Below are 21287 nucleotides of genomic sequence, written 5' to 3'. Positions count from 1 at the left end.
GATAAGCCGCGTCAGGCCTTCAGCGCCTCGGCGATGCGCAGCACGGCCTCGCGGATGATCGGGCGCGGGGTGGCGAACACGAATCGCGTGCAGCCGATCGCGGCCTGACCGCACAGCGCACCATCTGTCATCGACACCGCGGCGTTCTCTCGGAACCACGTGCCGAGGTCGGCATCCGCGCCGAGTTCGGCCGAGAGCCGGGTGCCGCGGAAGTCGAGCAGGGCGATGTACGTGCCCTCGGGCACCGTGACCCGCACATCGGGAAGGTGCTCGGCCACCAGGTCAGCGAGCAGTCGGCGACTGCCGTCGAGGTACTCGGTCATCTCGGCCAGCCACTGCGCACCGCCGGTGTAGGCGGCGAGCTGCGCGATCACTCCGATCGTCGCCGTGCCGTGACCGGCCCAGCCGCCGTCGGCATCCCACGCCTGGCGGGTCTCGTCGTTCGACAGGATCAGCTGCGCGCACTTGAACCCGGCGAGGTTCCACGCCTTCGACGCCGAAGTCGCCGTGAGCGTGTGCGCGGCGGCATCATCCGACACCGACGCGTACGGGATGTGCCGAGCAGGCTCGTACACCAGCGGCGCGTGGATCTCGTCGGAGAAGACCCGGCCGCCGGCATCCGCCACCGTCTGAGCGATCGCGAGCAGCTCTTCCCTGGTCGCCACCGTCCCCAGCGGGTTGTGCGGGTTGCAGAGCACGAGCAGCTCACCACCGTCGGCGAACGCGGACGCGACCGCCTCGAGATCTATCGTCCAGCGCCTGTCGACCTCGACGCTGGGCACCTCGATCACACGGCGTCCGTGCCGCAGCGGCACATCGAGGAACGGCATGTACGCCGGCGTCGGCACGATGACCGCGGCTCCCGGCTCGGTGTACGTGGTGATCGCGAACTCGTATGCCGCGATCACGTCGGCGACCAGCCGCACGTCGTCGCTCGGCACCGCCCAGCCGTACCGGTCGGCGTACCAGTCGGCGACCGCCTGCTGCAGAGCGCGGGCGGTGGGCACGGGCAGGTACCCGGTGAACCCGGCCTGCAGCGCATCGACGACGGCGTCCGAGATCGCCGGGGCCACGCCGAAGTCCATCTCGGCGATGAACGTGCCGATGGTGTCGGGGAAGCGGGTCCACTTCACGCTTCCCGCCTGCCGCAGATCGGCCTCGGTGATCGCGTCGTACGGGTGCATGGCGGCGGGATCGGCGAGGCTCATGCATCCATTCTGCTGTGCTCCCGCGACACCGTGGGCAGCCGTCGCCGCGCGACGTCACACGACGCTACAGCCAGCCCTTGCGCTTGAAGGCGAGATAGAGGGCGCCGCCGAGCGCCGCCATCGCCGCGATGGACAGCGGGTAGCCGTACGCCCAGTCCAGTTCGGGCATGTCGCGGAAGTTCATGCCGTAGATCGAGCCGATCAGCGTCGGCGCGAACAGGATCGCCGCCCAGGCCGAGATCCGCTTCATCTGGTCGCCCTGGCGGATGCTCTCCTCGGTCATCCGCCGCATCTCCTCGTTCTGCCTGCGCGCCACGATCGTCGACTCGACGGTGAGCGCGTTCTCGAGCACCGCCCGGAACGTGGCCGCCCGGTCGGCGACCCTGATCGCGTGGTCGTGCACGTCTCGGAGGCGACGCTGCAGCTCGGCATCCGCTCCGCGCCTCTCGCCCTCGCGCAGCAGGGCGCCGACGATGTCTGTCAGCGGCTGCGCCGCGCGCTGGAACTCGAGCACCTCCCGGGAGAGCTCGTAGATGCGCTGCGTGGCGTCGACGTCATCGACGAACAGCTGATTCTCGATCTCGTCGATGTCGTTCTCGAGCCCGACGAGAACCGGCGCGTACCTGTCGACGACCTCGTCGAGGATCGCGTACAGCACCGCCTCAGGCCCATGCGCGAGCAGCTCGGGGTCGTTCTCCAGGCGCCGACGCACATGCCCCAGGTCTGGCTCCTCGGCGTGCCGGACGGTGACGACGAAGTCGCGTCCGACGAACACGTGCACCTCGCCGAACTCCACCTCCTCCTCGGCGTCGAGGTATCTGGCGGGACGGAGCACGACGAAGAGGTGGTCCTCGTAGTGCTCGAGCTTGGGCCGCTGGTGGCCGCGGAGGGCGTCTTCGACCGCGAGCTCGTGCAGTCGGAATTCAGCGGCGACGACCTGCAGCTCGTCGGCGTCCGGTCGGTAGAGGCCGATCCAGCCCATCCCGCCGCGCTCGCGCATCAGCTCGAACGTCTCGTCGATGCTGTCGGGGTTCGCCGTGCGCGTGCCGCCGACGTAGATGCCGTTGTCGACGATCGCCATGCCATGCCTCCTGTATGCCCCGGTCGGGCGCTGTCGCCGAACGTATCACCGCGACCGGGCCCCGCCGATGCACGACGGGGCCCGGTCCGGCAGTCGGTGTCAGCGCTTGCGCCGCACCGCGATCACGATGGCCGTGACGATGGCGGCGAGCAGAACCACGCCGAGTCCGATCAGCAGCGGCCACGGCATCGAGTCATCGGACTGCTGCGCCGGCTGCGCCGCGTCGGAGGGCGGGTCGGTCGGCTCTGCCGCGGCCGTCTCGCTCGGGGTGGCGCTCGGGGCGGCGGATGCCTCGGGGAGGGTGAGCGAGAACCCGTACTCCCCCGACGTCGGGTGCCCGTCGCTGGAGACGACCTGCCAGGTCACCGTGTAGGCGCCACCCGGCATCCCCTCGGCCAGCGGAACCGTGACGGTGTCGGCGGCGACCACGGGGGGCCCTGCGACCCAGTCCTCACCGGATTCGTCGATGACGGTCATGGCGGTGCCGCTGTTCTCGTCGAGCGACAGCAGGGTGTTCGAGAAGGTGAGGACGACCTCGGCCGGCGCGGCGGTCAGCTGCGAGTCGGCTGCCGGTGTGCTCGAGACGATGGTGTCGTGAGCCGACGCCGGCGCGGCGACGGCGAGTGCGGCGACCGTCGCCACGGCGACGGCTGCGATGGTGGTGCGGATGCGGAACATGGGAAACCTCTTTCTGGATGCCGCGAAGCGGCGAGTCATCGGGACGGGCGCACCGCGCCCACGCGGCCCTGGAGAGCCGCACTGGATCAGATGACGGGAAGAGGCGGGCCGCGACGGCGAAGGGTCGACAGGCGCGGCTCGGAGCGACGCGGCGCCGAGAGCACTGCCCAGCGCGGCCGGGCCGGGGCGCCGGGAGGCAACGGCGCGGCGGCGACGATGCGCGTCAGCCACCGCGCGACGGAGGAGGCAACCGCCGCGAGCGCCTGGAGCAGGCGCTCACCGCGGTGCAGGGCGACCACGGTGATCAGAGCGGCGATGCCGTGTGCGAGCCACATGCCTGCGTCTTCGGGAACGACCGCACTGCTCCCGGCGGGGAGCATCAGCGGACCGTGCACGTGCGGCGCGATGCCCCCGCGCGGTGTGATCGCCCCGAGCACGAACAGAGCGTGGAACAGCGCCTGAGACACCACCACCGAGAACGTCAGCCGGATGGCCGACAGCCGGATGCCGCTCAGCAGCGTGCACACCATGAACGACAGCAGCCACGGTACGCCGATGCCGAGCATCCCCGGCATCTGACCGTCGACCCAGACGTGAGAGGCGAGGGCGACGAAGGTCGAGATCGATGCGCCCGCGAAGCCGCGGAGGAGCCGAGATCTACCAGACGTGCGCACCCGTCGATCCTTTCACGGAGTGGATGGCATTTCGGCGTCGATGATGCCGCGGGGCCGGCGCTGCCGCCCTGCCCACACCTCACCGGCGCTGGCGAGCAGGTCGCCTCGGACGGTGGCGCGGCTCACTCCGCGGCGGGCGGCGCGCAGATCGCAGCATCCGCGATGCTCTGCGCGTACTGCTCAGCCGTGAAGGGCAGCCCGAACTCCGGCGCGGTCTGCCCCTCGGCCGCGGGGGCCTTCGAGGCGATCGCCGCGAGCTGCCAGGCGAGGTAGCCCGCCATCGATCCGCCGGCGGACGAGCCGTTGAGTGTGACCGCCACGGTGAACCCCGTGGCCGGGTCGGAGTACGCCGCCGTCGCGTAGCCGGGCACCCAGCCGTGCTGTCCGACCATCGACCCCACGAGGTAGCCGCCGCCCGTCGCCTGGTACCAGGTGGGCGCATCGGCGCTGACCGGGAGGGGAGCGCCGAAGCGCGCCGGTTCTGCGTTCTTCGGCCGCAGCGCCTGACGTGCCTCGGCCTGTGCGTAGCGTCCGAGATCGGTGATGGTCGACACCACGCCCGAGTCGGTGAAGCCGATGCTCGACGAGCTCTTCGTGATGTCGACGGGCGCGGCGCAGTCGTAGCCGCCGCCTTCGGCTGCGGGCAGGAAGGTGCCCTTGAGCGCGGGCGAGGGGGTGGGCTCGGCCGACTCGCGCGACGGAAGCGAGGTGGAGGCCAGATCGAGGGGCGTGGTGACGTACTTCGCGATCAGCTCTGCCGCGCTGCGTCCGGAGATGCGCTCCAGAGCCATGCCCAGCATGAGGTATCCGGCATCGGACTCGCGGTACTCGGTGTGCGCCGGAGTGCGTCCGGTGCCCAGCCCGAAGCTCGCCAACTGCATGGGCGCCCATTCCCGACCCGGGGTGTTCAGCCAGTATGGCTTCACCACGGCTTCGGACGATCCGACGCCGCTGGTGCCGTTGCAGAGGTCGAGCAGCGTGATGTCGGCGAGGTCGGCGACACCCGAGACGTACTTGGGCACCGGGGCGTCGAGCTCGACCTCGCCGTCGTCGGCCATGCCGTAGAGCACGTCGCAGGTCATCAGCCGCGTCACGTCGGCGACTCGGAACGACATGTCGGCGGTCACCTCGGCGCCCTCCGGGCCCTGCGTGCCCAGGCCGGCGACCCACTGGCCGCTCCACGGCACCCAGACTCCGACGATCGCGCCAGACGAACCGCTCGCGGCGATCGCCTGCTCGACGGCGGCCTGCAGCTGTCCGGTCATGTCTTCGGGCAGTGTCGCGTCGACCTGCGCGGGGGGCGTGTAGCTGAACTCGGAATCCGACCCGGTGCAGCCGGTCAGTGCGAGGGCCAGGGCGAGCGCGCCGCCCACGGCAGCGCGCACGCGGCGCGACGAACGAAGATGCATAGGACACTCCCGGGGATGGACTCTCCGAGTCTAGGGCGACGAGACTGAAAGGCCGCCCGTCACGGCATCCGGATGCCCTTTTCGGTCTTCGGGTTCGTCTCGGCGCTTCCGGCTCTCTCGGCCTGACGGGCCTCCCACGATTCGCGCATGAACCGGCGCACGTCCTCGTCGACGCGGATGTCGCTCGGCCGCAGCGGCCGCGAGAGGTAGAGCCCCTCGAGCGAGGTGAGTCGGGAGAGTGCGACGTACGTCTGCCCTGGCGCGAAGGCGCCCGAACCGAGATCGACGACCGCGCGGTCATACGTCTTGCCCTGGGACTTGTGGATGGTGACTGCCCAGGCCAGACGCAGCGGGAATTGCGTGAACTCCGCGGCGACCTCGCGGGTCAGGGTCTTGGTGCCCGGGTTGTAGGCGTAGCGGAATCTCTCCCACACCGCCGGCTCGACATCGAATTCGTCGCCGTCCACCTCGACCCGCACGGTGCCGCCGAGGATGCGCGTCACCGTGCCGATCGACCCGTTCACCCACCGTGGCGGCTCGCCCTGCATCGAGACGTCGTTGCGCAGGAACATCACCTGTGCGCCCACCTTCAGCTTCAGCTCGGCGTCAGCGGGATAGTTCGCCTCGCCGCGCCCGAAGTCGCCCGAGACCTCGGCGTGCGCGGTCTGCTCGCGGCCGGGGAGCGCCGCGAGATGACGCCGGTTGATGCTGTTCACGATGTCGTTGCGCGTCGCGAGCGTGATAATGGGCACTTCGCCCGGCTCGGGCTCGGGCGGGGTTCGCGCGCCCTTCTCGTTGAGCACGCCGGCGATGTCGGCGGTGACGCGTCCGTAGCGCACGGCGTTCAGCATCGCCTTGAAGCCGTCGTCGGACTGACGGTGGATGTGCACCAGCTCGTGCACGTGCAGCTTCGCCCCATAGGTGCCGATGTCGAGCATGCCGCCGCCGTCGTCCCGTCCGCCGGTCCACACCTTCGCATCGAAGAACCAGAACGAGCGGTAGTGATCCTGGATGTAGCGCAGCTCGTCGCCGCGGGGCGGCACCGGCGCGAGCTGGTAGGGATCGCCGAACATGACGATCTGCACTCCTCCGAACGGGATTCCGCGCTTGCCGCGCGCCTGCCGCAGAGACCGGTCGATGGCATCCATCAGGTCGGCATTGACCATCGAGATCTCATCGATGACGAGTGTCTCGATGGCATTGAGCAGGCGCCGGGTCGCGTCGGACTGCTCGATCTCGCTCTCGGCGATGAGTCCGATCGGCAGGCGGAACAGCGAGTGGATCGTCTGCCCCTCGACATTCAGTGCCGCGACTCCGGTCGGCGCGCAGATCGCGATCTGCTTCTTGGTGTTCCACGCGAAGTGCTGCAGCAGCGTCGACTTGCCCGTGCCCGCGCGGCCCGTCACGAAGACGTGCTCGTCGGTGTCCTCGATGAGTCGGAACAGCGCGTGCTGTTCTTCGGAGAGGGCGACGGACACGCCCCCTATGTTAGGTCCACCACGGCTTCGTACGGCATGGTCCCAGGGCCGACTGCCTAGACTTGCGCCATGATGCAGGGGCGGGTGTCACCGGGGCGAGCGCGCCCGCGCGCGCGTTCCCGCCTGCGATCCGATCTCACCCTGCTCGCCGTCATCGGCGTGCTGCTGTTCGCCGCGATCGCTGCCGGCGGCATGTCGCTGTACCAGTCGTTCTACAGCCCCTCCGCCTTCGTGCAGCGGTACATGGATCTGCTCTCGAGCGGGCGCGCCGTCGAGGCGCTGCGGGTGCCCGGCGTCTCGCTCGACCTCGCTGTGCTGCAGGAGGCCGGCATCGACCCATCCGCCTCCGAGGCTCTGCTGCGCCGAGCGGCTCTCGCCCCGCTCACCGACGTGACGGTCACCGAGAAGGGCTCGAAGGACGGCGTGCACGAGATCGTCGTCGACTATCGTGCCGGCGGGGTCAGCGGCACCTCGGCTTTCACCGTCGCGCAGGACGGCTGGGTCGGCGTCACCCCGAACTGGCGATTCACCACCAGCCCGCTGGCCGAGATCGAGCTCACCGTGCGCGGAGCCGATGTCTTCGCCGTCAACGGCTTCGCGATCGACCGGCGGCAGGTCTCGGTGGACGGCGCCGAGGCCGCTCCCCTCGACCCGCTCCACCTGCTCGTGTTCACGCCGGGCAGGTACTCGGTGACCGTCGACACGGCGATCTCGTCGACGCCGGGTGTGAGCGTGCTCGCCGACAAGGCGCTGGCCCGCACGCCCATCGACGTCCAGGCTCAGCCGACCGAGAAGTTCGTCGAGGTGGTGCAGCAGCAGGTCGAGCAGTTCCTCACCGAATGCGCCACGCAGGAGGTGCTGCAGCCCACCCGGTGCCCGTTCGGTCTGCAGCTGCACAACCGGCTGGCGCCGGACACCGTGCCGAAGTGGTCGATCACCACGCAGCCCGTGGTCAGCCTCGTGCCCGACGGCGGCGCCTGGGCTCTGCCGCCCACCGACGCGATGGCGCACATCGAGGTGAGGATCCAGTCGCTGTTCGACGGCACCGTGCGCAAGGTGTCGCAGGATGTTCCCTTCCAGGTCAACGGCACCGCGACGGTGCTGCCCGACGGATCGGTGTCGATCCGGGTCGGGTCGCCGAACGGCGGTCAGCCGACGCTCGAGGACTGATCGCTCAGCGCACGCTGTCGCGCTCGGCCATGCGCGCGAGCCGCGCGTTGTACTCCTCCAGCTCAGCGTCCCCGGTGCGGTCGGCGTGCCGGTCACGGCGACGCTGCAGCCTGACATCAGATCTCGACCACTGGATCGCGACCGTCACCGCCAGGATCAGCGTGGGGATCTCACCGACCGACCACGCGATGCCACCGCCGATGTACTGATCCTCCATCGGCGTCGGCCCCCAGGTGCGACCCATCGCTCCGAACCACTCGGCGACGAACAGTCCCGACTGCATCATGATCGCCATGCCGAAGAACGCGTGCGTCGCCATCACCGCGATCAGGGTGATGAGCCGGCCCGCGTACGGCAGTCGGTACGGGATCGGATCCACGCCGATCAGGGTCATCGCGAAGAGGTAGCCCGAGATGAGGAAGTGGATGATCATCCACTCGTGACCGAGGTGGTCGTACATCGCCCAGCGCACGAGGTCGGTGAAGTAGAACGCCCACAGCGACACGGCGAAGATCCCGGCGGCGACGAAGGGATGCGTGATGAACCGCGAGTACGGCGAATGCACCGCCCAGAGGATCCACTCCCGACCGCCGCGGGTGCCGTCGTCGCGCTTGTGGATGCTGCGCAGCGCCAGTGTGATCGGGGCGCCAGCGACGAGCAGCACCGGGATCGCCATGCTGAGCAGCATGTGCCCCGCCATGTGCACGCTGAACAGGTAGTCCTGGTACGCGTTGATCGGACCGCTCGTCACCCACAGCAGCAGCGACAGGCCGAGCATCCAGAAGATCGTGCGGTGCACCGGCCAGGCATCCCCCCGGCGGCGCAGCCGGACGATCCCGACGATGTAGAGGAAGACTCCGAAGCCGACGGCGGCGATCCACAGCACGTCGAGGTCGAACGAGGTGAACCAGCGATCGAGGGTCAGCTCGGGCGGCAGCGGCTCCCGGGTGAGCCGCTGCGCCGGCGTCTGCAACGCCGGGGCCTGCTCGCCGAGCGGCGGAGGCGTGCGGGCGAGGGCGGCGGCGGCACCTGAGGCGATGCCCATCAGCGCGAGCTCGCCGAGGATCAGCGACCAGAATGCGCGCTTCTGGCGCGTGCCGGCGAGATTCGGGATGAGCCGGCGGCGGTACCAGGCGCCGAACAGGCCGAGGCCGACGAGGGCGACCGCCTTGGCGATGACGATCAGGCCGTACGGCGAGAGCAGCTCGCTCCACTCCCCCAGCGCGACGACCGTGCGCGCGACGCCCGAGAACGCCACGACAGCGAACGCCGCGAGCGCGAGAGACGAGTAGCGCGCGACGAGCACGGGGAGGTCGATCCGGGCATCCGTCTTCGGCGTCTTCGACTGAGGGGCACTGTCGACCTGCCGGAGGATCACGAGCAGCAGCAGACCGCCCACCCACACCGCCGCGCCGATCGTGTGCAGCAGGATCGCGTTCACGGCGACGGTGTGACCGGCGACGTCACCCGAGTGACCCTGCGTGGCCATGGGCAGGAACGATGCGGCGGCGAGCACCGCCGTGAGCATCGTGCCGGTCCAGCTGCGCCATCCGAACAGCAGCAGGGTGATCACGGCGCCCATCAGCGTGGTGATCAGCCAGGCCTGCCCGAGGGGCAGCTCGAGCAGATAGCGGCCGAACTGCTCGCCGAAGCCGCGATCGGCGGTGAGCTTCGGGTTGAATGCCGCCATGAACGTGAGGAAGGCGGTGACCCCCGACCCGATCGTGAAAACGGCAGCTCCCACGGATGCCGTGTCGATCGCGAGCTCGAACGGACGGGTGCCCGCGCGCAGGCCGAACAGCGCGAGCACGAGTGAGCCCAGCATCGCTGCGGCGCCGAGGTTGGCGACGAGCTTCACGGCCGGCAGGCCCCACATGACGATGGGCCCCGGATCGAGCAGCTTCGGAGGCACCGCGCCGCCGCCGACGAGCAGGGCGGCGATGAGGCCGGCGGCCCCGCTGACGACGATGATCGCCAGGCCAGCGAGACGGTACGGGTTCACCCTTCCAGCCTACGGCCGATACGACGGAAGGCCGCCCCCGGAGGGACGGCCTTCACGTACGGCGAGCGGTCTTACTTGACGGCTGCCTTCAGCTTGGAGCCAGCGGTGACCTTGACGCGCTTGCCGGCCGGGATCTTGATCTCGGCGCCGGTCTGCGGGTTGCGGCCGGTGCGAGCGGCGGTGTCGACCTGCTCGAACGCGATCCAGCCCGGGATCGAGACCTTGCTGCCCTTGGCAACGGCGTCCGAGACGGTGGTGAACAGCGAGTCGAGCACGCGCGAGACGGTGGCCTGGCTCTCGCCGGTGGCGGAAGCGATGCTCGCGACGAGCTCGGTCTTGGTGATGGACTTGTCAGCCATGTCACTCCTCCAGCGACGAAGGTCCGTCGCATCGTGTTGATTTCGAGGGAGAGACCCCCGTCGGTCGTTCGACCGCCTCGAATGTACCAACCAGCGCACGGCATTCCGCGTCATTTCGCGGGTTTTGGCGCGATTTCCCGGCGAGTTCGGTCACTTTGGTCACTTCAGTCACAGATTCGGCCCTGCGGCGGCGTCTCGGGAGGACTCGACATGCACGTGATGCGCGCGGGGCGAGGATGCGAAAGGGGCGAGGATCCGAAGATCCTCGCCCCTCACAACCCTTCGACGAGCTCAGGGGATGCTTACCAGCTCGACTTGGTGATGCCGGGCAGCTCGCCGCGGTGAGCCATGTCACGGAAGCGGACACGCGAGATGCCGAACTTCGTGAGCACGCCACGGGGGCGGCCGTCGATGGCGTCGCGCGAGCGGACGCGGATCGGCGACGCGTTGCGCGGCAGCTTCTGCAGGCCGACGCGTGCGGCCTCGCGGGCCTCGTCGGTGGCGTTCGGGTCGACCAGGGTCTTCTTCAGCTCGGCGCGACGCTCGGCGTAGCGCTCGACGATGACCTTGCGCTGCTCGTTGCGAGCGATCTTGCTCTTCTTCGCCATGATTAACGCTCCTCGCGGAATTCGACGTGCTTGCGAACGACCGGGTCGTACTTCTTCAGCACGAGACGGTCCGGGGTGTTGCGGCGGTTCTTCTTGGTCACGTAGGTGTAACCGGTGCCCGCCGTCGAGCGCAGCTTGATGATCGGACGGATGTCCTGAGCCTTCTTGGCCATTAGAGCTTCACACCCTTCGCCTTGAGGTCCGCGACGACCTTCTCGATACCGCGAGCGTCGATCACCTTGATGCCCTTGGCGGACACGTTCAGGGTGACCTTACGACCGAGCGACGGCACGTAGTAGGTCTTCTTCTGCACGTTCGGGTCGAAGCGACGCTTCGTCCGGCGGTGCGAGTGCGAGATGTTGTGACCGAAGCCGGGAACAGCACCGGTCACCTGGCACACTGCTGCCATGTTGTGACTCCTTCATTACCGTGAGGCCGGACGGCCTCACCCAAGATCCCTTGTCTGCATCCCACCCGCAGGCACGGCGCCGGCCCCATGACAGGGCTCGAGACCGAGAAGAGGGAAATGGGATACGAACTGCGCACAGGAGTGTGCACAGACAAGGAGTCAGTCTAGCACGGACGAGGCGCCGAGCCGTTCCGCGCCGCGATCTCCGAAGTGAAGTAGTGCGCAGACTCCCATATCGTGCTACTCTACCCGCGTAGATCACTGGGGAACCGAGGGGTCTCGGAACCGTTCTGAGGGGCACGGTTCCGAGGCCCCTTCCCTTTGTTGACACCCGTTGACGACGGATGGAAGACTGCGGCACATGGCGTTCAGCATGGGGCTCGTCGGCGCGGGCCAGTTCGCAGGTCAGTTCGCCACCCTCTTCCACCACCATCCCGGGATCTCGGCCGTCCACGTCACAGACGTCGTGCCGGCCCGTGCGACCGAGCTGGTGGCATCCGCCGGCCTCGCCGGCACCTTCGAGAGCTTCGAGGACATGATCGCGTCGCCCGCGATCGACTCGATCGCGATCTTCACGCAGCGGTGGATGCACGGACCGCTCGTCGTCGCGGCGCTGCGCGCCGGCAAGCACGTCTACTCGGCCGTGCCCATGGCTATCACCGTCGACGAGATCGGCGCGATCATCGACGCCGTCCGCGAGACGGGCCTCACCTACATGATGGGCGAGACGAGCTTCTACAACCCGGCCACGGTCTACGCCAGGCAGAAGCTCGCCTCCGGCGAATTCGGGCAGCTCTTCTACGGCGAGGGCGACTACATCCACGACATGGATCTGGGCTTCTACGAGGCGTACCAGTACTCCGGCGGCGAGGGCTGGAAGAGCACGGCGAGCTATCCGCCTCTGCTGTACCCGACGCATTCGATCGGGGGCGTGCTGGGCGCGTGGCCCACCCACGCCGTCGCGGTCTCGGCGATCGGGGTGACCGACCGGCGCGGTGACGGGGTCTTCGAGCGCGAGGTCAGTCAGTTCGACAACGACTTCTCCAACGCCACCGCCCTGTTCGAGGTCGCAGGCGGCGGCTCGATGCGGATCAACGAGTTCCGCCGCGTGGGCTACCCCACGCATCTGCGCGAATCGCGCTTCCGCTGGTTCGGGACCGAGGGGTCGTTCGAGCAGCTGGCCCGCACGACGGTGTGGCAGACCCGCCAGGGCATCGAAGACATCTCGCATCTCATCGACACCGACGCCTCGGCATCCATCGACGACCCCGCGCTGTCGGGCATCGCGCCGGCGCTGCGCGAGGCCTTCGTCTCGGGGTACGCGGCCATCCACGAGCAGGAGCGCGCCCGCATCCCCGCTGAGCTGCAGAAGCTGCCCAACGGTCACGAGGGCAGCCACCACTTCCTCGTCGACGACTTCGTGCGCGCGGTGACCCATCAGACGCTGCCGCCGGTGAACGCGTGGCAGGCGGCGCGCTTCACGCTTCCGGGCGTGATGGCGCACGAGTCCGCACGTCGGGGCGGCGAGCGGCTTATGATTCCCGATATGGGACAACCGAATGCACGCTGACCGCCGACCGCGGTCTGTGACCCGGGCCGACGTCGCCCGTTATGCCGGCGTCAGCACGGCCGTCGTCAGCTACGTGCTCAACGATGGGCCGAAGGCCGTGGCGCCCCTCACCCGGGAACGGGTGCTCGATGCGGTGCGGGTGCTGGGCTATCGGCCCAATGCCGCCGCTCGAGCGCTGTCGATGGGTTCGGCTGATATGTTCGGCCTGCTCGTGCACGACAATCGCAGCCCGTTCTTCGCCGAGCTCTGCCATGCCCTCGATCAGGCCAGCGCCGACAACGGGCGATCGCTCCTGATCGTGAACTCCGACCGCGAGCAGGTGCCCACCTCGGAGCAGATCCGCGATCTCGTCTCACGCCAGATCGGTGGCCTGATCATCGCCGACGTGCTGACCGCGCGCGAGCAGTCGCTGGTCGAAGCCCTCGGCATCCCCACCGTGGTGATCGGCCAGTTCGGCGAGACGGACGGCCTGCACAGCGTCGGCGTCGACTTCGCCGTCGGCGCGCGCGCCGCGACCGCGCACCTCATCGGACACGGCTACCGCGACATCGCGTTCGTGGGAAGCGCTGCGCGATACGACGAGCGCGAACGAGGCTGGCGCGATGCGCTGAGCGCCGCCGGCCTGCCGCTCGGGCCACTCGTGCACGTGCCGTTCACCCACCAGGGCGGCTACGACGCGGCGATTCAGCTGATCAGGGCTCCTCACCGGCCACGGGCGGTGCTCGCGGCATCCGACCAGATCGCGATCGGCATGCTCGCCGCCTTCGGCCAGCACGGCGTGCGAGTGCCGCACGACATCGCCATCGTGTCGTTCGACGGCACGGTCGCCGCCGACTTCGTGTGGCCGCGCCTCACGACCGCGGTGCAGCCGCTGGAGGAGATGGCGCATGCGGCGGTGAACATCCTGCTCAAGTCAGGAAACCAGCGCCGCCACCACGAGTTCACCACCGAGCTGCGGGTGCGCGAGTCGTGCGGGTGCACCGTCGCCTGACCAGACCCGCGATCCTGCGCAGACGTCAGCCGTGACCGCCGCGCTCGCGTGACGACCCGGCGTTCAGCCCTGCTTGGCGGCTTCCCGAGCGCCGCGCCCCCAGCGGAACGGCGACACGGTCGGGTCGCCGGTGATCCAGAACCGCCAGGGGAACGCCATGGTGCCGGCGAGACCGGCGACACCCACGCGTGGCCCGGCCGAGACATCCGCCACCGGCTCACCCCAGCTCAGCTGCGCGATCGCTCCGTTCTGCTCCTCGCTCGTGACGAAGTCGATCCCGTCGTGCAGCGCGTGCCGCAGGCCGAGCGCCTGCCCGAGCCGCCCCGGCCCGCGCGCGAGGTCGCGCAGCGCGATGCGCGAGAGCGGCGGCGAGACCCCGCGACGGTGCGCCGCGGCATCCGCTCCGTCGACCACCTCACCTGCGCGAAGCAGCACTCCTCCCGCCGTTCCCTCCGGCCCGCAGACGACGTTGATGCACGAGTGGATGCCGTGGCTCAGGTACACGTAGAGGTGCCCCGGCCGGCCCCACATCGTGGCGTTGCGTGCGGTCGGCCCCATGCGCGCGTGCGAGCCGGGGTCGGGCACGTCTCCGGTGCCGCGTCCGTGGTACGCCTCGACCTCGGTGATGCGCAGAGCTGTCTCGACGCCGTCGACGACCGTGCGCAGCTGGGCTCCGAGCAGGCGCGGAGCGACCTCGACCGGCAGTCCGAGCAGATCTCGACGGTCGATCGTCATGGCAGCGGGGCTGTGCGGCACCAGGAGATGTCGAAGCCACTCAGGGTCGGCAGCTCGCGATCGCCGACGAGATCGATCAGGCTGGTGTGCAGGGTCACAGGAAGCGGCAGCAGCAGGTCGTCGTACTCGTTGGTGGCGAGGTCGGGGGCGATCGTGACGGCGGCGTACTGGCCGCTGGGCGAGACGCAGGTCTGCAGGATCGAGTCCTCGCCGCTCACCTCGGCGATCATGGTCGCGGCGCCCTGGTCATCGACCCGCACGACCGCCTGGCCGGTCGGCATGCCGAGCTCGTCGCGCTGCACCACGTGACGCAGGGTTCCGCCGGGGAACGCCTCGATGCCCACCGCGTCGCCGTAGTAGGGATCGGAGGCGGGCAGCGGCTGCTCGGTGCCGTCGGTGAGGTCGAGCACGACGAAGCTGCCGTCGGAGCGCTCGATGAGCGCCGTGTAGGTGCCTCGGTTCACGCCGAGAATGCTCGCCGCAGTGCCCATGGGCTGCGCGCCTGCGTCACCCGTCGGGTCCTCGACGGTCAGCGATCCGTCGAAGTCGATGAACAGCAGCGCTGACGAATCGGGCACGAAGCGCCATTCGGCGACGTTCGCCTCCTTGTCGTCGATCCGCACGATGCGCGGCTCGTCCCCGCCGCTCAGCGACTGGGTCACGAGCACACTGGCGCGACCGGTCGTCTCGGTGAGATCGCGGTCGGAGTAGCTGTAGCCGACCAGGCCGGCGCGGTCGGAGACCTGCACCGATGAGACGTACCCCTCGCCCGGCAGCTCGAGCTCGCGCTGGTCGGAGCCGTCGCGGTTCATCACGAGCAGCCGCGACCCGTCATCCTCCTCGACGGCGACGACCAGCACATCGGTCGTGGCGCGGTAATCGCTGATGCGCGGATGCTCGAAGACCGGCGCCGCCTTCTCACCGCTCAGGTCGGAGAGGAAGATCTTGTCGACGCCGTCGGTCGAGCGCTGCAGCAGCATGATGCTCGAGGCAGGCGTGCGGAAGCTCGTCTCGAGGTCGGCTGCGGTGCCCCCGCCGGCGGCGGTGACCCCGGCGACGGAGACCCGGTAGGTCGTGTCGTCGTGCAGCGGGACGGTGAACCGGATGCCGACGCTGCGCCCGCCCGCATCGACCGTGAACGGTACGACGGGCTCGACGGTGACCTGGGCGGGATCGATCTCGTCGAGGCCCTGGTTGGCGGTGAGGATGAGCCGGCTGCCGGATGCCTCGATCGCCTGCGCCGGGTCGACCTGCACCTGACTGAGGCGCGGGCCCTGCACGAGACTGACCACCGCGAGCACGCCGGCAACCAGCGTCAGGACACCGAGGACGGACAGCAGCGTGAGTGTGAACCGGCGGTCGCGGCGTGCGGGGCCCTGGTGCGGTTGCGGCTCCGGGTGCGGGTCCGGGTGCGGTTGCGGGTGCGGTTGCGGGTGCGGGTGCGGGTGCGGGTGCCGTTGCGGTTGCACTTCGGGGGCCGACACGCCAGATGTCGGACGGTTCCCCGCAATCGGTCCGACATCTGGAGTGTCGGCCCCCGTTTCGTCAACGGTGGGAGGGGCGCCGGGTGCCTGAGGGACATCGGATGCGGAGGAGGCTGCGGCGGCGGGTGGGGCGTCGGCGGCGGGTGGGGCGTCGGCGGCGGGTGCGCCGGGATCGGATGCGGAGGAGGCTGCGGCGGCGGGTGGGGAGGCGTCGGGTGCGTTGGGGTCGGGGGCGGCGGCGTCGGGGGCGTGGCCGGGCTGCGGCGTGGGGAGCACCGCGGGATCCGGCGCCGCGGCGGATGCCCCGGGCGACGCCGCGTGTTCGTCGCGGGTTTCCGCAGCGCGCAGAGCGCGCAGCTGCGCGCGGGTGAGCGGCTGCTCGCCGGTGCCGCCGTCTTTCGGGCCGTCAGTACTCATACGGGTCCTTCGGCTCGTCGATCCGCTTCACCGTCGCCGACTCGATGCTCAGCTCGCCGTCGGCTCCGGCGCGGACGGTGCCGGTGACCTCGACCCACTGTCCGGTCTCGTAATCGCCGTCGAGCCCGCCGCCGCTCACGGGGACGGATGCCGGCTGCGCATCGATCACGCAGTGCGAGATCACCATGCGGGTGAGGTTCACGTCGCCGTCCTCGGCGGGGGTGACGAATCCGGTGAGGGTGACCGCCGCACCGTCGTACTTCTCGGGCCGGGTGGAGTTGGCGAACGCGATCGACCAGTCGCCGACCCCGAAGCTCGTGGTGTCGGCGACGCCGAGCGCGACGTCGTCGGCGCCGGCGAACAGCGTGGGCGACTCCCCGGCACGCGACAGCGCGAGCTGCGCCGAGAGCGATGCCGGCGGCAGCACGAGCCCTGCGAGCACGACAGCAGAGCCGATCACCCCGCCGCTCACGGCGGCGACGGTCTGCATCCGGCGTCGACGATCCCCCCGGGCATCCGGCGCAGTGTGCGCGTCGGCATCCGGCGCAGTGTGCGCGTCGGCATCCGGCGCGGTGTGCGCGTGGTCATCCGGCGCGGTGTGCGCGTGGTCGTGCTCGCCCTCCGCGCCGAGCGGGAGGGTGCATGACCAGACGGCGAGGACGAGCGTGACCACGGCCGCCGCCGCAGCGAACCAGACCGTTTCGGGGCTGATGTACAGGGTGAGGCGACCGGTCAGTGCCAGCACCAGCGTGACCACCGAGATGACTACGGCGAGGCCCACCCCGAGCCAGCGGGTCGCCACGGCGCGCCAGAGGTCGCGTCGGGCGTTCGCGCTCTCAGCCAAAGACGTTCACCCCGATCCCGATCACGCAGGCCGACAGCACGACCACGCCGACGACGGCGGTCAGTACGCGGGCGGTGAAGGTGGTGCGCAGCAGCGCGAGCATCTTCACATCGACCAGCGGTCCGACGATGAGGAACGCGATGATCGCACCCGACGAGAAGGTCGAGGCGAACGACAGGGCGAAGAAGGCGTCGACGTTCGAGCAGATCGCGACGGTCATCGCGAGCGCGACCATGGCGAGGATCGACAGCACGGGATTCGACCCGATCGCCAGCAGCACGTCTCGCGGCACGAGCACCTGCACGGCCCCGGCGAGAGCGGAGCCGATGACGAGAGCCGGCATCACGGCACGCAGCTCGATGAGGAACTGCACGAGGCTGCGGCGTGCGGGACTGCCCGGTTCGTGCGCCACGTGCGCGCAGGTGTCGACGAATCGCTCGGTGAGCAGCGCCTGCTGATCGCGGCGCAGGCTGAAGATCCATCCGATGAGGTTCGCGATGACGAAGCCGCCGAGCAGACGCGCGACGAGGATCCCGCCGTCCCAGCCGAACGCGGCGTGGGTGGTGAGGATCACGATGGGGTTCACGATGGGAGCGGCGATGAGGAAGGTCATCGCCTCGGCCGGCGCGAGGCCGCGCATCATCAGCCCTCGGGCGAAGGGCACGTTGCCGCACTCGCAGACCGGGATGAACATGCCCAGCAGCGACAGTACGCCCCGCCGCGCCCACGGGTTGCGCGGCAGCCAGCGCTGCACGGCGTCTGACGGCAGCCAGACCTGCACGACGATCGACAGCACGACGCCGAGGATCACCCAGGGCAGCGCCTCGATCAGCACGCTGAGCGCGAGGGTCAGGCCGTCCTGAGCACGGGCGGGCAGCGTCTCGGGGAAGAGCGCGGGTGCGAACAGGTCGATGAGCACCAGCACGGCGACGATACCCGCGCCGACCGCGACGGCCCTGCCCGTCGGCACCCGGGAAGGCTGCTGCCGGTGCGCGTGCGGCACCGTCGGCGGGGCGGTGGATGTCACTGCGCTGCCTCGGAAGCGGCGTTCTGCCTGTTGGCGCAGCCGGCGCAGAGACCGAAGATGTCGACGACGTGCTCGGCGTCGCGGAACCCGTGCAGGGATGCCGTGCGCTGAGCCCACTGCTCGACATCCTTCGCCTCGATCTCGACCGTCAGACCGCACGATCGGCAGATGAGGTGGTGGTGGTGACCCTCGGTCGAGCAGGCCCGGTACAGCGCCTCACCCTCGGGGCTCTGCAGCGAGTCCGCCTCACCCGAGGCGGCGAGGCCGGCCAGCGCGCGGTACACCGTGGCGAGACCGATTCCGGTGTTCGCCAGGCGCAGCTCGGCGTGCAGCGACTGCGCGCTCACGAAGCCGCGCGCGTCGGCGAGCGCATCGCGCACGCGTTCGCGCTGCCAGGTGTTCCGCTGAGCCATGCCTCGAGTCTAGGCCGGGAGCCTGTGCGGACGGTCAGCGCGCACAGCACCCGGCGGGGTCTGCCTGCCGGCATCCGGGCTCATCCGCGCGCCCCGCGACGCACCCTCGACCGCACCCGCTGCAGGGTCCAGCATCCGGCATAGATCAGGAACGAGATCGTGGTGATGTAGGGACTGACCGGAAGCGTCCCGGCGAGCGCGAGCAGGATGCCCCCCACTGCGGCCGTGAAGCCGAACAGCGCCGCGAGCAGCGGCACCGCGACGGGTCCGCTCGACAGGCGCATCGCCGCGGCCGCCGGGGTGACCAGCAGCGCCATCACGAGCAGGGCGCCGATGATGTGCACGCTGACCGCGACGATCAGCCCGAGCAGCACCATGAAGATGAGACTGACCGCGCGCACGGGCACGCCGCGAGCGGCGGCCGATTCGGCGTCGAGCGAGTCGAAGCGCAGCGGATTCCACATCAGCAGCAGTCCGATCAGAACGACCGCCGAGATGCCGATAAGCCAGCCGAGGTCGGGGTTCGAGACCGACACGATCTGGCCGGTGAGCAGACCGAAGCGGTTCGCGGTGCGTCCCTCCACGAGCGAGAGGAACAGGATGCCCAGGCCCAGCCCGAACGGCATCAGCACGCCCACGATCGAATTGCGGTCACGAGCTCTCGCGCCGAGCACGCCGATGAGGACGGCGGCCACCAGCGCCCCGCCCAACGACCCCATGACGACACTGCCGCCGAACAGCAGGGCGGCGGCGGCGCCGGCGAACGACAGCTCGCTCACCCCGTGCACCGCGAAGGCGAGGTCGCGCTGCATGACGAAGACGCCGATCAGGCCGCCGACCACGCCCAGCACGGCGCCCGCGATCAGCGAGTTCGACAGCAGGACGAGCAGCTCGCCGTAGTCCTGGAACGAGAAGACGTCACCCCACTCGAGCAGCGGCCTCATGCGTGCGCTCCCCGGTGCGCGTCGCCGTCTTCGGAGTGCTCGTGCGCGTGCGTGCCCTCGGCATCCGGCGCACCGACCACCACCAGCCGGTCGCCGGCGCGCAGCACGAACACCGCCGTGCCGTACAGATCGGTGAGCACTCGGCTCTGCAGCACCTCGTCGGGAGTGCCGAGCACGAACCTGCCGCCGGCGATGTAGAGGATGCGGTCGACGAGCCCCAGGATCGGGTTGACGTCGTGGGTGACGAACAGCACTCCTGCGCCCTGTCGTCGCTGACGATCGATGATGTCGGTGATGCCGCGCTGGTTGGCCAGGTCGAGACCCGACAGCGGCTCGTCGCACAGGAGCAGCGCGGGATCGTCGGCGAGAGCCTGGCCGACCCGCAGTCGCTGCTGCTCGCCGCCCGAGAGCAGTCCGACCGGCCGCTCGGCGTAGTGCGCCGCGCCCACTCCCTCGAGCAGCGCGTCGACGCGCGCGCGATCGCCGCGGCGCGGGATGGGCAGGCCGAAACGGGTGCCGTTCACGCCGAGCGCGACGAGGTCTCGCGCGCGCATGCTCGTGTCGGGCGGCAGCGGTCGCTGCTGCGGCACGTAGCCGATGCGGCGGTTACCGCGCCGAGCGGGCCGCCCGCCGACCCGGATGCTGCCGGCTGAGAGCGGCTGCAGGCCCAGGATGCTGCGCAGCAGAGTCGTCTTGCCCGATCCGGACGGCCCGAGCACGGCGAGGAACTCCCCCGGCGCGACGTCGAGATCGAGTCCCGACCACAGCTCGCGGCGGGAGCGATGCAGCGCGGCACCGCGGATCTCGAGCACGCTGGATGGAGCGCCGCTCATCCGTCGAGTGCGGCGGCGAGGTCGGAGATCGCAGAGCGCATCCACTCAGCGTACGACTGGTCGGCGCTGAGCAGCTCATGGAAGGTGATCACGGGGATGCCCGCACCGCGCGCGGCGTCTTCGATGCGGCTCGTCTCGGTGCCGCCGGTCTGCGCGTTGGCGAGCACCGCGCGCACTCCGCCGTCTTCGACCAATGACAGCGACTCGAGCAGGATCGCGGGGGCGACCTCGTTGCCCTCTTCCACCGCCGAGGCGAACCCCTCGGGGGCGACGTCGTCGAGACCGGCCGCGGCGGCCAGCGCGCCGGGCAGCGGCTCGGTGATGAATACCGGCGTGCCCTCGAGCTTCGCGTGCAGCTCGTCGAGTTCACCCTCGATCGCCTCGAGTTCGCCGGCCAGCGTCTCGGCGGCGGCCGAGTAATCCGCCTTGCCCGCCGGGTCGAGCTCGGCGAGATCGGCCGCGATCTGCTCGGCGACGTGCGAGACCGTGTGCACGTCGAACCAGACGTGCTCGTTGAAGCCCTCGATGTGCGAGTGGCCCTCGTGCTCGTCGGCGTGGTCGGCGTCGCCGTGGTCGTCGACCACGGCGTCCGGGTAGTCGTGCGAGAACTCCGCCGCAGTGATCACGACGGCATCCGATCCGTCGATCAGCTCGTCCATGAAAGCGTCGTAGCCGCCGCCGTTCGCGATGACGAGGTCGGCCTTCTGCACGGCGAGGCGATCGCGGGCGGTGGCCTCGTAGCCGTGCGGATCCTTCGCGGCCGAGTCGATCAGGCTGGTCACCTCGACGCGGTCTCCGCCGAGCTCGGCCGCGAGCTGACCGTAGACGTTGGTCGAGGCGACGACCTGCAGCGCGCCGTCATCGCTCGTCTCCGCCGGCGCCGAGCATCCGGTCAGGGCGAGGGCGGATGCGGCGGACAGGGCGACTGCGAGGACGAAGCGTGAGGAGTGCAT

General features: G+C 69.9%; 23 protein-coding genes. 3 read left to right on the top strand and 20 right to left on the bottom strand.

What is annotated here, in order from left to right:
- Positions 1 to 11: 11 nt before the first annotated feature.
- The 6 genes from PGB26_RS04475 to PGB26_RS04450 form a co-directional block, all read right to left on the bottom strand.
- Positions 12 to 1208, bottom strand: a complete 1197-nt coding sequence (locus PGB26_RS04475) for a MalY/PatB family protein (protein ID WP_271639143.1) — start codon at positions 1206 to 1208, stop codon at positions 12 to 14.
- A 64-nt stretch (positions 1209 to 1272) separates the two neighbouring features.
- Positions 1273 to 2289 carry a magnesium/cobalt transporter CorA gene (corA, locus tag PGB26_RS04470; RefSeq protein WP_271639142.1) on the bottom strand — a complete coding sequence of 339 codons (1017 nt, stop codon included), beginning with the start codon at positions 2287 to 2289 and terminating at the stop codon, positions 1273 to 1275.
- Between the two features lie 99 nt (positions 2290 to 2388).
- Positions 2389 to 2967 (bottom strand): copper resistance CopC family protein, encoded by a 579-nt coding sequence (locus PGB26_RS04465; protein ID WP_271639141.1) that lies wholly within the window; start codon positions 2965 to 2967, stop codon positions 2389 to 2391.
- Positions 2968 to 3053: 86 nt separating this feature from the next.
- Positions 3054 to 3641 (bottom strand): hypothetical protein, encoded by a 588-nt coding sequence (locus PGB26_RS04460; RefSeq protein WP_271639140.1) that lies wholly within the window; start codon positions 3639 to 3641, stop codon positions 3054 to 3056.
- A gap of 122 nt (positions 3642 to 3763) precedes the next feature.
- On the bottom strand, positions 3764 to 5050 hold the full coding sequence (locus PGB26_RS04455) for a serine hydrolase domain-containing protein (RefSeq protein WP_271639139.1): 1287 nt from the start codon (positions 5048 to 5050) through the stop codon (positions 3764 to 3766).
- A 59-nt stretch (positions 5051 to 5109) separates the two neighbouring features.
- Complete coding sequence (locus PGB26_RS04450; protein ID WP_271639138.1) at positions 5110 to 6528, bottom strand: ATP-dependent DNA helicase; 1419 nt, start codon at positions 6526 to 6528, stop codon at positions 5110 to 5112.
- Positions 6529 to 6597: 69 nt separating this feature from the next.
- Between PGB26_RS04450 and PGB26_RS04445 the strand changes: the two genes are divergently transcribed.
- A complete protein-coding gene (locus tag PGB26_RS04445; RefSeq protein WP_271639137.1) occupies positions 6598 to 7698 on the top strand; it encodes a hypothetical protein in 1101 nt (366 codons plus the stop codon).
- 4 nt (positions 7699 to 7702) lie between these two features.
- Here the strand turns inward: PGB26_RS04445 and PGB26_RS04440 are convergent, their stop codons facing one another.
- The 6 genes from PGB26_RS04440 to PGB26_RS13875 all read right to left on the bottom strand — a co-directional run bounded on the left by PGB26_RS04440 (position 7703) and on the right by PGB26_RS13875 (position 11451).
- Entirely contained in the window at positions 7703 to 9700 is a 1998-nt protein-coding gene (locus tag PGB26_RS04440) for a cytochrome c oxidase assembly protein (RefSeq protein ID WP_271639136.1), read from the bottom strand.
- Between the two features lie 71 nt (positions 9701 to 9771).
- Complete coding sequence (locus tag PGB26_RS04435) at positions 9772 to 10059, bottom strand: HU family DNA-binding protein (RefSeq protein ID WP_071645077.1); 288 nt, start codon at positions 10057 to 10059, stop codon at positions 9772 to 9774.
- 302 nt (positions 10060 to 10361) lie between these two features.
- A complete protein-coding gene (gene rpsN, locus PGB26_RS04430) occupies positions 10362 to 10667 on the bottom strand; it encodes a 30S ribosomal protein S14 (protein ID WP_099195867.1) in 306 nt (101 codons plus the stop codon).
- A 2-nt stretch (positions 10668 to 10669) separates the two neighbouring features.
- Positions 10670 to 10840 (bottom strand): 50S ribosomal protein L33, encoded by a 171-nt coding sequence (gene rpmG, locus PGB26_RS04425; protein WP_045250846.1) that lies wholly within the window; start codon positions 10838 to 10840, stop codon positions 10670 to 10672.
- Positions 10840 to 11076 (bottom strand): 50S ribosomal protein L28, encoded by a 237-nt coding sequence (gene rpmB, locus PGB26_RS04420; RefSeq protein ID WP_071645079.1) that lies wholly within the window; start codon positions 11074 to 11076, stop codon positions 10840 to 10842. The genes rpmG and rpmB overlap by 1 nt, the downstream gene beginning before the upstream one ends.
- 258 nt (positions 11077 to 11334) lie before the next feature.
- Positions 11335 to 11451, bottom strand: a complete 117-nt coding sequence (locus PGB26_RS13875) for a hypothetical protein (protein ID WP_413634900.1) — start codon at positions 11449 to 11451, stop codon at positions 11335 to 11337.
- On the opposite strand from PGB26_RS13875, the gene PGB26_RS04415 reads away from it, so the two are divergent.
- Both PGB26_RS04415 and PGB26_RS04410 read left to right on the top strand, forming a co-directional pair.
- Positions 11438 to 12646 carry a Gfo/Idh/MocA family protein gene (locus PGB26_RS04415; protein ID WP_271639135.1) on the top strand — a complete coding sequence of 403 codons (1209 nt, stop codon included), beginning with the start codon at positions 11438 to 11440 and terminating at the stop codon, positions 12644 to 12646. The genes PGB26_RS13875 and PGB26_RS04415 overlap by 14 nt on opposite strands.
- 16 nt (positions 12647 to 12662) lie before the next feature.
- Positions 12663 to 13637, top strand: a complete 975-nt coding sequence (locus PGB26_RS04410) for a LacI family DNA-binding transcriptional regulator (protein ID WP_271639134.1) — start codon at positions 12663 to 12665, stop codon at positions 13635 to 13637.
- A gap of 63 nt (positions 13638 to 13700) precedes the next feature.
- Here the strand turns inward: PGB26_RS04410 and PGB26_RS04405 are convergent, their stop codons facing one another.
- The 8 genes from PGB26_RS04405 to PGB26_RS04370 all read right to left on the bottom strand — a co-directional run bounded on the left by PGB26_RS04405 (position 13701) and on the right by PGB26_RS04370 (position 21287).
- The gene (locus PGB26_RS04405; protein WP_271639133.1) at positions 13701 to 14372 is read right to left on the bottom strand and encodes a DNA-3-methyladenine glycosylase; all 672 of its coding nucleotides are present in this window, start codon (positions 14370 to 14372) and stop codon (positions 13701 to 13703) included.
- On the bottom strand, positions 14369 to 16273 hold the full coding sequence (locus PGB26_RS04400; RefSeq protein ID WP_271639132.1) for a hypothetical protein: 1905 nt from the start codon (positions 16271 to 16273) through the stop codon (positions 14369 to 14371). Before PGB26_RS04400 ends, PGB26_RS04405 begins: the two co-directional genes overlap by 4 nt.
- The gene (locus PGB26_RS04395) at positions 16263 to 17117 is read right to left on the bottom strand and encodes a TIGR03943 family putative permease subunit (RefSeq protein ID WP_271639131.1); all 855 of its coding nucleotides are present in this window, start codon (positions 17115 to 17117) and stop codon (positions 16263 to 16265) included. Before PGB26_RS04395 ends, PGB26_RS04400 begins: the two co-directional genes overlap by 11 nt.
- Complete coding sequence (locus PGB26_RS04390) at positions 17110 to 18144, bottom strand: permease (protein ID WP_442923006.1); 1035 nt, start codon at positions 18142 to 18144, stop codon at positions 17110 to 17112. The genes PGB26_RS04395 and PGB26_RS04390 overlap by 8 nt, the downstream gene beginning before the upstream one ends.
- Positions 18141 to 18557 (bottom strand): Fur family transcriptional regulator, encoded by a 417-nt coding sequence (locus PGB26_RS04385; RefSeq protein ID WP_271639130.1) that lies wholly within the window; start codon positions 18555 to 18557, stop codon positions 18141 to 18143. Before PGB26_RS04385 ends, PGB26_RS04390 begins: the two co-directional genes overlap by 4 nt.
- 80 nt (positions 18558 to 18637) lie before the next feature.
- Positions 18638 to 19501, bottom strand: a complete 864-nt coding sequence (locus PGB26_RS04380) for a metal ABC transporter permease (protein WP_271639129.1) — start codon at positions 19499 to 19501, stop codon at positions 18638 to 18640.
- Positions 19498 to 20334 (bottom strand): metal ABC transporter ATP-binding protein, encoded by an 837-nt coding sequence (locus PGB26_RS04375; protein ID WP_271639128.1) that lies wholly within the window; start codon positions 20332 to 20334, stop codon positions 19498 to 19500. The genes PGB26_RS04380 and PGB26_RS04375 overlap by 4 nt, the downstream gene beginning before the upstream one ends.
- On the bottom strand, positions 20331 to 21287 hold the full coding sequence (locus tag PGB26_RS04370; protein ID WP_271639127.1) for a metal ABC transporter solute-binding protein, Zn/Mn family: 957 nt from the start codon (positions 21285 to 21287) through the stop codon (positions 20331 to 20333). Before PGB26_RS04370 ends, PGB26_RS04375 begins: the two co-directional genes overlap by 4 nt.

This window comes from Microbacterium sp. nov. GSS16 (assembly GCF_028198145.1).
GTDB lineage: Bacteria > Actinomycetota > Actinomycetes > Actinomycetales > Microbacteriaceae > Microbacterium.
Note: the sequence above shows the minus strand (reverse complement) of the source record. Positions and strands in the feature narration are given on the sequence as shown.